Annotated in this window: 10 protein-coding genes; 1 reads left to right on the forward strand and 9 read right to left on the reverse strand. The window is 38.0% G+C overall.

Going from position 1 to position 14015, the window contains the following annotated elements; genetic code table 11:
- Nucleotides 1–605 precede the first annotated feature (605 nt).
- The 8 genes from BR87_RS05790 to sufC all read right to left on the reverse strand — a co-directional run bounded on the left by BR87_RS05790 (nt 606) and on the right by sufC (nt 11711).
- Nucleotides 606–3479, reverse strand: a complete 2874-nt coding sequence (locus BR87_RS05790; RefSeq protein WP_035029764.1) for a DEAD/DEAH box helicase — start codon at nt 3477–3479, stop codon at nt 606–608.
- Nucleotides 3476–3877, reverse strand: a complete 402-nt coding sequence (locus BR87_RS05795; RefSeq protein WP_035029767.1) for a (deoxy)nucleoside triphosphate pyrophosphohydrolase — start codon at nt 3875–3877, stop codon at nt 3476–3478. Before BR87_RS05795 ends, BR87_RS05790 begins: the two co-directional genes overlap by 4 nt.
- 585 nt (nt 3878–4462) lie before the next feature.
- The gene (locus BR87_RS12610; RefSeq protein ID WP_051929701.1) at nt 4463–5659 is read right to left on the reverse strand and encodes a hypothetical protein; all 1197 of its coding nucleotides are present in this window, start codon (nt 5657–5659) and stop codon (nt 4463–4465) included.
- Nucleotides 5660–6545: 886 nt separating this feature from the next.
- Entirely contained in the window at nt 6546–7940 is a 1395-nt protein-coding gene (gene sufB, locus BR87_RS05805; RefSeq protein WP_035029770.1) for a Fe-S cluster assembly protein SufB, read from the reverse strand.
- A gap of 20 nt (nt 7941–7960) precedes the next feature.
- The gene (sufU, locus tag BR87_RS05810) at nt 7961–8413 is read right to left on the reverse strand and encodes a Fe-S cluster assembly sulfur transfer protein SufU (protein ID WP_035029772.1); all 453 of its coding nucleotides are present in this window, start codon (nt 8411–8413) and stop codon (nt 7961–7963) included.
- Nucleotides 8400–9638, reverse strand: a complete 1239-nt coding sequence (locus BR87_RS05815; RefSeq protein ID WP_035029774.1) for a cysteine desulfurase — start codon at nt 9636–9638, stop codon at nt 8400–8402. The genes sufU and BR87_RS05815 overlap by 14 nt, the downstream gene beginning before the upstream one ends.
- Entirely contained in the window at nt 9635–10921 is a 1287-nt protein-coding gene (sufD, locus tag BR87_RS05820) for a Fe-S cluster assembly protein SufD (protein WP_035029776.1), read from the reverse strand. Before sufD ends, BR87_RS05815 begins: the two co-directional genes overlap by 4 nt.
- A gap of 16 nt (nt 10922–10937) precedes the next feature.
- Nucleotides 10938–11711 (reverse strand): Fe-S cluster assembly ATPase SufC, encoded by a 774-nt coding sequence (sufC, locus tag BR87_RS05825; protein ID WP_035029778.1) that lies wholly within the window; start codon nt 11709–11711, stop codon nt 10938–10940.
- Between the two features lie 496 nt (nt 11712–12207).
- On the opposite strand from sufC, the gene BR87_RS05830 reads away from it, so the two are divergent.
- On the forward strand, nt 12208–12957 hold the full coding sequence (locus BR87_RS05830; RefSeq protein WP_035029780.1) for a gamma-glutamyl-gamma-aminobutyrate hydrolase family protein: 750 nt from the start codon (nt 12208–12210) through the stop codon (nt 12955–12957).
- Nucleotides 12958–13085: 128 nt separating this feature from the next.
- Here the strand turns inward: BR87_RS05830 and BR87_RS05835 are convergent, their stop codons facing one another.
- Nucleotides 13086–13940 (reverse strand): MetQ/NlpA family ABC transporter substrate-binding protein, encoded by an 855-nt coding sequence (locus BR87_RS05835; protein ID WP_035029782.1) that lies wholly within the window; start codon nt 13938–13940, stop codon nt 13086–13088.
- Nucleotides 13941–14015 lie beyond the last annotated feature (75 nt).

The raw sequence follows: 14015 nt of genomic DNA on the forward strand, positions 1-14015 counted from the left end.
GCCATGGGACCGTTTTGAGCCGAACACGTCTCAAAACTTGCAAGCTACAAACTTAGCGTAGCGGCTAAAGCCGAACGCTAAGTAATTCTCATTGCATCCTGTTTCATGGCTGCAAGCTCCTCCTAATCCTCCGAAAATTTCTGGAATGTGTTAAAAGAAACTCAACTCATTACTGACCAACGTCAAATATTATAGAACTGGTTTTTGTCATACGAGATTGAACAACTGATATAGAAAAAATGAGAAGATAATTTTTTTTACTCATCCATCAGTACATTTCTCAAATCAATCTGATAGCAGCCAATCTGCAATGTAGAGAAGATTTATTCATGTAACTAAACTTCAATTATTATTGATATTCATCAATATTTGAAGTTAACTTCAAATTTTATGTATTTATCACTGAATAAGAAGTATGCTACCAATTTAAAGAAACATAAACCTCTATAAGAAATAGAAACTTCAGTTATATAAAAGTAAAAAACTTATATTTATTCTAGAAAGGATCTATAACTAATTCTTCCTAATCATATAAAGTTTAAAAAATGAGTATTGCATTTTAATTTTGCATTTGGTCAAAATACTCCGCAATACTCATTCTAAGATTACTCCTGTCCAGCTTCTAAATACCGATACAGATTCATATCAATAGGACTTGAAAATTTTAAAAACATTTCTACAACTTTTTTCTTTTCACCATTTTGGAGAGGCTTTTCTAACTCCACAATGGATTCTTTTACTGGTTTCACTTCTCCTAGATAATAAAATTCAATTCCTTCATTATCAGATTTCTTAGCAAATACTCGAATATTCCATTCTTCAGGATGGAGTAATTTTTGGACTTCAGGAGATTTCATCGTTCTAGGAGCTTTTGTGAACCACTCCATCGTTGAATAATCTAGCAACTCATCTTCATAAGCCATTTGTGCACCTGAGAAGGTTTCTCCTTTTCTTAGTGTTACAAAAATAACGAATTCGCCTTTACTTGCTGTATATCCACCAATATTTTGGTCTATCATTTGTTTATCCCAGTTCAATAAACGCAAAACATCTTTCCGTTTGTACTTTTGATAACGCGTCAATTGATTTTCTGAAGAATAGTTTGCTGATTTTAGTTCACCTGTTAAAAGAATATCTTTCATCAAATAAGTAAAGTACTCATTGTCCATCGCTTGTTTAAATAAGGAGGATAATTTCACCAGATTATCAGTTCTTTCAATAAAAATAAGATCCTTATAGGTGGAAGCTGTGGAACCAGTATAAAAACTCAAGTCTAATGTGTTCAACACAGAATTCAAAGTTTCATCATCTGATAAAACACCATGTTCCTCAAATAAGTGCTGGATTTCTTTTAACGTGAGAATTTTTGTAGGTTCACTCATCATTTTTTGTAATAAGATTAGTTCTTGCTTTCGCATGCCTGGTAAGAGCTCTCTTGAAGTAAACATTAAAAATCGATTTTCTATCTCTGAAATAGTTCCTTTATTCTGCTTTACACTTACTAAAAAATCATAGTAACTTAATTTTTTATTGGCAATTAACAACGGTTCTAAAGTTTGTTGTTCTTGAAAATCTTTAAGATAGGGTACGCGTCCAAGTCGATTATAAAGCAATTGGAACGTTTTTTTTAATTCGCTCATGCTGTCCATAGAAACTTGGTTAATGGAAGAAAAAATTTGTTGTTTCGCAATTTTTTCGAAATTGACAGAAGAAATACCCGAAATAAAGTTTGTGTCAAACGTATCCTTACGCAAATTATTTTTATCCCTAGATACATCACCTGACAAAGCCATTGGAATCATATAATTGTTTTTATAATTCCCAATAAAATCAATGACCGTAACATATTCTTTTGATGGATCTTTTCTTAAACCCCGTCCAAGCTGTTGCACAAAAATAATACTCGATTGGGTGTTTCGCAACATCACGACTTGATTGATCTTTGGAATGTCGATTCCTTCATTGAAAACATCTACTGTAAAAATATATTCTATCTCGCCATTTTCTAATCGTTCAACTTGCTTTTCTCGTTCTTCAAGTGAATGTTCACCAGTTAAATACGTACTTGGATGTCCATTTTGATTAAACAAAAAAGACAATGTCTCAGCTTCTTGTTTACGGCTACAAAAAACTAACCCTTTAGGCGTGTTGCCAGAACAACTATAGTAATTCAACTTTTCTAATAAGTATGTGACTCGTTCTTCATCCACCAAGTGTTTTAAATCAGTCGCTTCAGAAATGAGTTCACCATTTTTTTCATAATCCGTCACTCCAAAATAATGAAACGGACAAAGCATTTCTTCTTCTAATGCTTCTTGAAGCCGAATCTCATAAGCAATATTGTAATCAAACAATTCAAAGATATTAAATCCGTCTGTTCGCTCAGGCGTTGCAGTCATCCCTAATAAAAACGTTGGTTCAAAATAGTCTATAACTCGATGGTATGATGGAGCACCTGCTTTATGAACTTCATCGATCAAGATGTAATCAAAGTGATCTTTAGCAAATTGTTGCAGGACTGGATCTTTTGAAATTGTTTGGATTGTTGCGAAAAGATAAGTTGCTTTTATTTCTTTTTTATTTCCAGAAAGAATGCCATAGTCTTCAGTTTTCCCGCCAAGAATTTTTTGATAATCACTCTTTGCTTTATTTAGAATTTGTTCTCGATGAACGATAAATAAAACACGTTTTGGCTTGGCTTGTAAAACATCAAAAGCTGATAAGTAAGTTTTTCCAGTTCCGGTAGCAGAAATAACTAGCCCTTTTTTTGCTCCAGTAGCTCTTAATTCTTCTAGATTAAGTAAAGCTGCTTTTTGCATTTCATTTGGAACAATATAAGAAGTTGCTTCATCAATGAGAGACTGTTCTTGAACTTGACTGACTTCCCTGTAATACGTCATTGGTTGGTAAGCTTTTTGATAGTTATGAATCCATTCTGGTGTTAATAATTGGGCCTCTTTCCATTCCTGATCCATATGTACTTGAATATCCTGAATCATTTGTCCGTGATCATAAGACGTTAAACGAACATTCCATTCATAATTTACCTTTAAAGCACTCATCGTTAAATTAGAACTTCCAATGATAAAGGAATGGTAGCCTACTTGCTTAAACAAATAACCTTTAGAATGAAATCCTTGCTTTTGCGAAATACGGACTTCTACATTAGGAATCTTCAATAAATCTTCAAAAACAGCTGGCTGGTTAAATGCTAAGTAAACTGACGTTAGTATTTTCCCGTTAATTCCACGGCTATGTAAATCTGCTAATTGTGTTTTTAACGCTGCTAATCCATCTTGAGTTAAGAAAGCTACCGAAAAAAAGAATTCTTCACATGTATCCAGTTCGTCTTGTAATACACTCAATATATATCGCTTATTTTTCGTATCATTGATAATAATCTGAGGATCATATAAAGAACCTTCAGTCTTTTGGTCAATAAAGGCTTTTTTTAAAGAACGTTCTAGCATATCTGTCATAATACCACGTTCTTTTCCATTAACTTTTCAACTGCTGGGATGTCAGCTGGCGCCCACTGTACCTTGTTTAATTCTGCTGGCTTTAACCATTTCACTGCAATATGCTCAGTTAGCTGTGGCGTCCCTTTTTTTAGTAAGCAAATGAAGGTTGTTAAATTCACTAAACCAAAATCATATTGGTAACTTGTTTCCTCAAACTTTTCTGACTGTACTTCTACTTCAATCAATAGTTCTTCTTTTAATTCGCGTATCAATGCTTCTTGAGGCGTCTCTCCATCTTCAATCTTCCCACCTGGGAATTCCCACAAATGAGCTAAATTTTTACTTTCACCTCGTTGTGCGCATAAAATTTTACCGTTCTCTACTAAAATAGCACCCACTACATTAATTTCCTTCAAAAGTTTCACTTCTTTCTATATTATCCATCCATAAAACCATTTTACCATAGAGTTCATGGTATTTAGCAGACTAAGTTACCGGTAATTTCTAGTAGCGGATGTCAGTTTTGTAAAATTCAATAACAATTCCCTCTAATTAAATATGAAGTTTAATACCTATTCTTTTTTCTAACTTTTTCTTTCTATTTTTTATTTGTTTCATGGCAAAAAAAGACCTAATTCATATTATAAAAATTTTAGATTTGAGCAACTATATTTATCTTGAGAAAGTCCAAAAATAGTTGTTTAGAGCATTTGGTTAACAACATAAGTAAGTTTTGTTAGAAACATTGGCCTTATTGTTTCTTGAGAACATAGCTTTGTGATGTAGTAAAAAACTATCAATAATAACAAAAGCCGGAAACACTTACAACCATGTATTTCCAGCTTTAAATACTAGATTATCCTATTGACCTTTCAATGGCTCTTTTTGAAAAAAGAATAAAAAATAGGCTTTATAGAGATATTTCATTTAACAAATTACTATAGGTTGACAACATATATCAGCATGTAGAAAAGTTATTTGAGGAATCAAATTAATCTGTTTCAAACATTATTCTCCCTCGTTTCTTGTATTCCTTTTAAACTTGTTTTCATTGCGTCAGACAGACCAGCATTAGCCATCCAGCTCTGTTGGGCGCCAACCGCTTCTTGTATTCCTTTTAAACTTGTTTTCATTGTGTCAGACAGACCAGCATTGGCCATCCAGCTCTGTTGGGCGCCAACCGCTTCTTGTATTCCTTTTAAACTTGTTTTCATTGTGTCAGACAGACCAGCATTGGCCATCCAGCTCTGTTGGGCGCCAACCGCTTCTTGTATTCCTTTTAAAGAGGCACTTAGTATTTCAGAATTATTTATACGATTATTGACATATCCTTCAAAATCATCACTCATATCTGAAAGTTCCTCATCAGCAATTTCACCAATTAGTATTTTTTGAAAAGCTGCATCTAATTGTTTCACGTATTTTTTTAGATTTTTTATTAGTTGCTGATATAAGGGTAATTGAATCTCTTTGTTATGACTTACAATATTTCTACCTTCCCTGATTAATTCCATGTCTTTTTGAATTTCCTCTAAGTCAATATACATATATTTTCTAAATACTTCACTCCATAATGAATACGGCTTAGATATGCTTAAATTATCAGGTTCTCGAAATAAATTTAACAATTCTTCTCTGTTTATCTCTTTATATCTTACAATATTTTTTTCATTTCCTACAACAACAGATAAGTAATTTTCACCAAAGAGGTATTCTTCAAAATCGTATAAATCTATCCACTGTAAAAGATTGTTTAAGTCATACTTTCCAATTACTTGTTTCTGTTTTCTTTTTATTGCTGAAATCATTTCATTCGGAATAGACTCTTCTGTCCAGTTGTCAAAATATGTTGGGGACAATAAATATATCAATTTTCTTAAAGCCCATTCATAACTATGCAAGTATGGTAGTAATTTTTTTGAAAAAAACAATGCATTCGTATCTAAAATAGTAGTGTAATTTAATTTTGATTTGCTTGCTTCAATATTAATCTCATTTAGGAAAATTTGAAATGAATGTACATCATTTATCCCTATCTTACCAGTCTTATTATACTGAAATATTACGTGTAACGAATCGTTATAGTTTCTCATATTAAAACTAAATTCATATTTTTTTTCATTATTCTGATATTCTAAGAGGTTATCGCTCATATATGGTGATAACATTTTCAGAAATGTTTCTTTAATATTATTCATTCTACCTTTTTTAGGATAATATAAATATTCAACAACTTGCTTACTAATACGCCCTCACCTTTTCTCTTTCCACAAGTTCAATTCTGCCTAAACATAACTAATTGAGGTACGAATATAAAAAAACTAATTCCATTAACTCAACAGCTATTACTTTTATATTTTTTATTATTAAAACCAACTATTATTAAAAAAGAATGGATATGTAATGTATACCCTAACGTCATATATCATCTTTATTATACCAATATTTCTTTGCGACACCAGAGTGTAACATAAATGCTCTAAATCAAATTGACTACAAGTAGTCAATGAAGTAAATCTTCGAATATTTCTTTTGTCATAGCAATTTTATTAAGCTATAGTTCACTACCAAGTTCTGATTGATTAATATTTTTCTAATCAGAGTCATCTAATATTGCTACCGATTATCTTTTCTTCTTTCAAGAATAGTACACCTCTTAGACAAAAATTAGTCCTTTTTATTGTTAAATTTTCAAAGAGTGGATATGGTAGAAAAGGACTATTGTTAACCTAACATTGTTTTTAGGATAAATATTTTCGAGAAAGTATTCAATCACACTAACAAGCATCTTATCTATTTTAGTTACAACAAATGGATACTTCATTTTTGGTATATCTAATCAAACAATAAGACAAGTAAAACTACATTCAAAAAGAAGTATCCCATATTCTTTTTACTTCTTCATAAGGAATTTGGAAATAGCTAGATATCTCCTCCTTATCAGAAATAAAAGCTATTTAAATCAAAAATTCAAGATAATATATAGCTAGAAACCGAGATATCAATCGTAGCCAATCCCAAAATAAGAGGCCATAAAAAATTTGAAACGTTGTAAAACCAACGTTTCGAGCAATCGTTTTATTATTATCCCACCGACCCTTCCATCTCATAAGCAATCAACCGATTCAACTCCACTGCGTATTCCATCGGCAGTTCTTTGGAGAAGGGTTCGACGAAGCCCATGATGATCATTTCGGTGGCTGCTTCTTCGGTTAGACCGCGGCTCATCAGGTAGTAGAGTTGTTCTTCGGAGATTTTGGATACTTTGGCTTCGTGTTCTAGCGACACATTGCCGTTGTGGATCTCGTTGAAAGGAATCGTATCGGATTTGGACAGGTCATCCATAATGATTGTGTCGCATTCAATATGCGAAATCGATCCGCCTGAGTTTTTTCCAAATGTCACTTGTCCGCGGTAATTGACTTCTCCGCCGTCATGAGCAATCGATTTGGAGACGATTGAGCTGGATGTGTTCGGTGCATTGTGGATCATTTTTGCGCCGGTATCTTGGTTTTGTCCGGCTCCGGCCATCGCAATCGACAGCATGGTACCGCGAGCTCCGTTCCCGTTTAAGTAAACGCTCGGGTATTTCATGGTCGTTTTCGCGCCTAAGTTGCCGTCGATCCATTCCATCGTACCGCCTGCATCGACTGTGGCTCTTTTAGTCACTAGATTGTAAACATTATCGGACCAGTTTTGAATAGTCGTATAGCGGCAATAAGCGTCTTTTTTGACGACGATTTCTACGATGGCTGCATGCAGACTGCTAGACGAAAAAGTTGGTGCCGTACAGCCTTCCACATAATGCACACTAGCTCCTTCATCCACTACGATCAATGTTCGTTCAAATTGACCCATGCCTTCATCGTTGATACGGAAGTACATTTGCAGAGGCACTTCACAGCGGACGCCTTTGGGCACATAGATAAACGTTCCACCTGACCAAGCAGCTGAATTTAAAGCGGCTAATTTGTTATCAGTCGGCGGGACAACCGTTGCAAAATGTTCTTTGAAGATTTCGGGATATTCTTTTAAAGCACTGTCGGTATCTAAAAAGACGATGCCCATTTTTTCGAATTCTTCTTTCATATTGTGGTAAACGACTTCGGATTCGTATTGGGCGCCGGCACCGGCCAAGTATTTGCGCTCGGCTTCAGGAATCCCAATGCGTTCAAAGGTTTCTTTGATTTTATCCGGTACATCTTCCCAGCTGCGTTCTGGTTTGTTGCTGGATTTTTTATAATAGGTGATCTCATCAAAGTCGATCTCCGACAAATCTGCGCCCCATTTCGGCATTGGCCGACTTTCAAAGTGACGGAAAGATTTCAAACGAAAATCCAGCATCCATTCCGGTTCGCTTTTACGGCCGGATATTTCGCGAATGACCTCTTCTGAGATGCCTTTTCCGGTCGTGTAAACCGATTCGATATCATCATGGAAGCCAAATTGGTATTCTTGCGTTTCTGGTACTTTACTCATCTTCAAACACTCCTTTCTCACTACTCATTATCTTGCTCTTTTCGTGCTTCACTTAAAGCTTTTTCAAGTCCTTTCCATGCCAATGTGGCACAGCGGATGCGAGCGGGGAATTTTGACACGCCGCTCAAAATTGCAGCGTCTCCTAAGTCTTCCATTTCTTCATTTTCTTTTCCTTGGACAAGCAGCGAGAATTGTTCCGCTAATGCTAAGGCTTCTGTTGTTGTTTTCCCGATCACTGCATCGGTCATCATACTCGCGCTGGCTGTGCTGATGGTGCAGCCGCTGCCTGAAAAGCGGATATCGTTGATCCGATCTTCCTCAAGAATCAACTGCAGCTGGATCACATCACCGCAAGTCGGGTTGTTCAGTTCGATTTGATCGGTGGCCTGTTCCAATGTGCCGTGATGGTGAGGATGGCTGGAATGATCGAGAATCACTTGCCGGTATAAATGGTCTAATCTAGATAGTGCCATGATTGAAAAACTCCTTTGCGGCTATCAGTGCTTCAACTAAACAGTCTGCATCTGCTTTCGTATTGTACAAATAAAAGCTGGCCCGGACCGTCGAAGAAACCTGCAAATACTGCATTAACGGCTGTGCACAATGGTGTCCAGCGCGAACAGCGACCCCTTGCATATCCAAAGCTGTTGCCAGATCATGCGGATGAATGCCTTCCAAGTTGAATGTCACGACTCCAGTGCGTTCAGCCGCGTCAACTGGTCCATAAAGTGTTAGACCCGGAATGATCTGAAGTTTAGGCAGCAAATAAGCGACCAGTTCTTGTTCGTAAGCATGGATATTTTCTACTCCTGCTTTTGTTACATAATCGATCGCTGCGCCTAATCCGATCGCTCCGGCGATATTCGGTGTTCCGGCTTCGAATTTCCATGGCAATTCGGTCCAGGTGCTGTCTTGCTCGTGAACAAAATCAATCATTTCACCGCCATATTCGACGGGTTCCATTTGTTCTAATAACGTTCGTTTGCCGTACAAGACACCAATGCCGGTCGGTCCCAGCATTTTGTGGCCGCTGAAAGCATAAAAATCAACGTCCAATTGTTGCACATCGACTGCCATATGCGGCACAGCTTGTGCGCCGTCAATAACGATTACTGCACCAACAGCATGTGCCATTCGAGTCAGTTCAGCGATCGGATTCACACTGCCCAGTACATTCGACACATGGGTCAAGGCAACGATTTTCGTACGTTTTGTAATTTGTTGGGCTGCACTGTCCAGATCTAATTGGCCGTCTGCTGTCAGCTCAATGTATTTCAATGTCGCTTTTGTTTTTTTAGCAAGCTGCTGCCAAGGAACAATATTGGAATGGTGTTCCATATAAGAAATCACAATTTCATCGCCTTCTTGCACGTTTGCTTCGCCGAAACTTTTAGCTACCCAATTCAAGCTGGTGGTCGTGCCACGCGTAAATAAGATTTCTGCTATTTCCTTCGCATGAATAAACTGTTGGACTTTTTCGCGCGCTGCTTCGTATTGAGCAGTTGCTCGTTCCGCTAAGGTATGAACACCGCGGTGGACATTGGCATTGGCAGTTTGATAATAGGTATCGACGGCTTTTAGTACTTGTGTTGGTTTTTGGCTGGTAGCGGCACTGTCCAAATAAACCAGCGGTTCATCGTTGACGCACTGATTTAAAATCGGAAAGTCTCTTTTCCACTCTGCACCTTGAATGGTCATTTCGTCAGCTTCCCTTCAATCGTTTCCACTAACTCATTGCGAATGGCTTTCAATGGAATCGCCGCAATCACGGATCCTAAAAATCCACGAATCACTAAGCGTTCTGCTTCTTCTTTTGGAATGCCGCGGCTCATCAAATAATACATTTCTTCCGGATCGACTCGTCCGACACTAGCAGCGTGTCCTGCCGTCACATCGTTTTCGTCGATCAACAAAATCGGATTAGCATCTCCACGGGCTTTATCGGACAGCATCAATACGCGGCTTTCTTGTTGGGCATCGGCTCCTTTAGCCCCTTTGATAATGTGGCCGATCCCGTTGAATGTCAGCGTTGCTCTTTCCCGTATCACGCCGTGCTGTAAAATATGGCCAATCGAATGTCGCCCATAGTTGGTCACGCGTGTATCGATGGCTTGGATTTGTTTGCCCATGCTGATAGCCACTACTTTGACTTCGCTATGCGAGCCTTCGCCAATCAAATCCGAATCAAAATCTGCAATCACATCGCCTTGATTCATCACACCAATCGCCCATTCGATTTGTGAATCGCCTAATAAATGTCCACGACGATTAAAGTAAGTCGTCGTTTGCTCGCCTAGTTCATCGACTGCTGAAAATTTCACTTTTGCGCCTTGTTTTGTGATTACTTCCACCACGATATTGGCAGCATTGCTGATTTCGCCAATCGTTTGGTATTTTTCGACATACGTAAACGCGCTGTTTGTTTCTGCATAAATCAATACGTGCTTGATAAAACTAGTGGCTTCTTGATTGTTTTGGATAAAAAGAGCTTCTAACGGTTCTTCGATCACCACGTTTTTAGGCACATATAAGAACATGCCGCTGTTCATAAAAGCCGCATGAAAAGCGGTCAGCTTGTCTTCATCTGGTTTGACGGCCAATTGCATATACGCTTCTTCTACCAGTTCCGGGTGTTCTTCCATTGCCGTAAAAATATCGGTAAAAATAACGCCTTGTTCAATCAATTCCATCGGCAATTGTTCAAAAGCAGTTTGTGTGCCAACTTGAACCAATCGCGGAGCATCGGTATCAGCAGCTAAAAAATCATTTGCCAGAAAAACCGGCTCTTCCATCAAGAAAAAATCAGGAACTTGCAGCAACGGCCAGCGATGATAGCGAACGCGTTCGATAACCGGCAATTCCAACTCCTCAATTTTCTCCAAAGCAGCTAAGCGCAGCTGCAGCATCCATTCAGGTTCGCCTTTCATCAGTGAAGCATGACGGACGGCATCAAGATAGTCCAAATAGTTTGTTTCTTTCATCCTGAATTCCTCCTTTTTAATCTTCATCTAAAGCAAAATCGATTCCCAATTCATCGCGAATCCCTTTGTAACCTTCTGCTTCTAATCGTTTCGCCAATTCTGCGCCGCCGGTTTTAACCACTACGCCGTTCATCATGACATGGACCACATCCGGTGTCACATAATTTAATAACCGTTGGTAATGCGTGATGATCAAGGCGCCAAAATGTTCATTGCGCATCGCGTTGATCCCTTTAGACACAACTTTTAAGGCATCAATGTCTAATCCTGAATCAATTTCATCCAAAATAGCAAATGCCGGTTCGATCATCATCATTTGTAAAATTTCATTGCGCTTTTTTTCTCCACCGGAAAAGCCTTCGTTTAAATACCGTTCAGCCATTTCTTCCGGCATGTCCAGTACGGCCATTTTTTCATCCATTTTTTTAATAAACTGCATGACAGAAATTTTATCGTCTTCAGGCCGGCGTGCATTGATGGCAGCCCGCATAAATTCCGCATTAGTGATCCCTGCTATTTCGCTTGGATATTGCACACCTAAAAATAAACCGGCGCGTGCCCGTTCGTCGACCGCCATTTCCAATACGTTTTGACCGTCCAATAATATTTCCCCTTCTGTCACTTGGTAACTGGGATGGCCCATGATTGCCGCTGCTAATGTTGATTTCCCTGTACCGTTTGGCCCCATAATGGCATGAATTTCTCCTGTATTCAGGACTAAATCCACCCCTTTTAAGATCTCTTTGTCTTCGATTGAAACATGCAAATTTTTAATGTCTAAACGAGCCATCATTCCATCTCCTTTTTCGAACGTTTGTCTACTGTCTTTTATTTTAGCCCAACTAAGGAGTTTGCGCAATGCCGAGCAAGCAGTAAACTCACTTACTTTTTTAGTGTAAATTAAACCAGCAGTTGTTTAAGTACCTTAAAGACAAAAATTAGTTATAGTTACGGTCATTAAAACTTGTTTACGACCTTAAAAGTTCATTTGCCCAAGCGATATGGTCTGTAGCTTGTTTTTATGGACCATATCGTTGTCCTTTCGTTCTTGTTAAGGTACATAACTGATTTTCACCCGGACAAACATACCAAATCTATTCCATTTTATTCATTCGCATTTTTTGTCGGCCGCCGAACAGACTTTTGAGTCGCCGCAGTTCTGTAGAATCCAGTTGTTTGTTTTTAATGTTCATTTTTAACGCAGCTTTTAATGCATCTATAGTAGCGGACTTAATAAACAAATGGTACAGTAGAAAAATAATTGAAATAGAAAGCAGGAATACTCAATGAAAAAACCGTTAATTGGAATTGCCGGAAATAGTTTAATCGATTTAAATGTCACCAATGGCTTGCCCGTCACTTATACTCCTCAAGGATTTGTGGATGGAATCGTTGCAGCGGAAGGAGCACCCATTGTCTTACCGATCAGTTTGCCTGAAGAAGCGGCTGATTATATTGAACGGATAGACGGCTTATTATTAGCAGGCGGGCAAGACGTTTCTCCTCTTTTATATGGCGAAGAACCCAGCTTGAAACTTGGCGCTACCAGCCCGACACGCGATGCTTTTGAAATGGCCTTGATCAAAGAGGCAGTTGCTCAACATAAACCCATTTTAGCTGTTTGTCGCGGGTTTCAATTATTAAATGTAGCTTATGGCGGAACGCTTTATCAGGATCTGTCGCATTATCCTGACTTAACCGTCCAACACATTCAGCAAACATATTTTGACCTAGGAACACATACAATCGATATTGAACCAGACAGCCGATTGGGAACTATTTTTGGAAAAACCTATTTGGTCAATTCTTATCACCACCAAGCGGTCAAAGAACTGGCAAGAGCTTTCAAGCCTGTCGCTTGGAGCAAAGACTTGTTGATCGAGGGCTTTGAAGCTGTTGATTCAAAGCAAAGTATCGTAGCCGTTCAATGGCATCCTGAATTAATGATGAAACGTGACAGTAAGATGCAAGATTTGTTTAACGAATTCGTTGAACGTGTCAATTCCAAAGAGCAGGACAAATCTACTGGTGCATAATAAGAAAAAGCCCCTTTTTAAACGAAATTCGTTTAAAAAGGGGCTTTTCTATAATGTATGAATGAACCATCCGACAGACACTAACTATTTTCCTGTCGAGTCAAAACGGCTTGTCCCACTTTTCTTGTTTAGTCTTTGACGGGAACAACTGCTCCGTCCCATTTATCAAGAATAAAATCTTGTACTTCTTTTGATTTCAATACTTCTACTAATTTTAAAATAGCAGGATCTTTAGCATCTTCAGAACGGATGGCTATAATATTCGCATAAGGCGAGCTTGTGCTTTCCAAAGCAATCGAATCTTCCAGTGGATTGATATCTTGGTCAACGGCAAAGTTAGAATTGATCGCAACTAAGTCGCCTTCGTCTTGTTGATACAATGTTGTCATCAATGCGGGATCATTTTCGTATTCAAAGTTCAGCTCTTTAGGATTTTTATCAATATCATCAAATGTGGCCGTTGTTGGATCAACGCCGTCTTTCAATGTGACTAAATCGTTATCTGCCAGAATACTGATTACACGGCCCCAGTCGGCTTGGCTATTGCTGACTAAAACGGTCGCACCTTTTTTTACTTCATCTAAGTTTTTGTATTTTTTCGAATACAGACCAAGCGGTTCAATATGGATCGCCCCTGCGTTAACAAAATCATAATCATTTTCAGCAACGGCACTTTCGAAGAATGGAATATGTTGGAAGTAGTTGGCATCAATGTCGCCTTCGTCTAACGCGACGTTAGGTATGACATAATCATTGTACGTCGTAATATCTAATTTAATGCCTTCTTTTTCAAGTAAAGGTTCAGCAAATTCTAATATCTCTGCATGCGGGACATTGCTGGCGCCAATTTTGATTGTAGTCGTGTCATCCTTTGATGATCCTGCTGACGATGAGTCTGATGATGAACCGTTGCTGCCGCAAGCTGCTAAGGTTAATGACAGTCCTACTGTTAAAAGTGTTCCAAATACTGTTGATTTTTTCATAATAAATCTCCCCTTTTAGTCTTATTTTTTCTATTTCAACTATTTAATAAACGTTTCACCTGATTGCTAAAGCAC

It is taken from the genome of Carnobacterium mobile DSM 4848, assembly GCF_000744825.1.
Lineage (GTDB): Bacteria > Bacillota > Bacilli > Lactobacillales > Carnobacteriaceae > Carnobacterium_A > Carnobacterium_A mobile.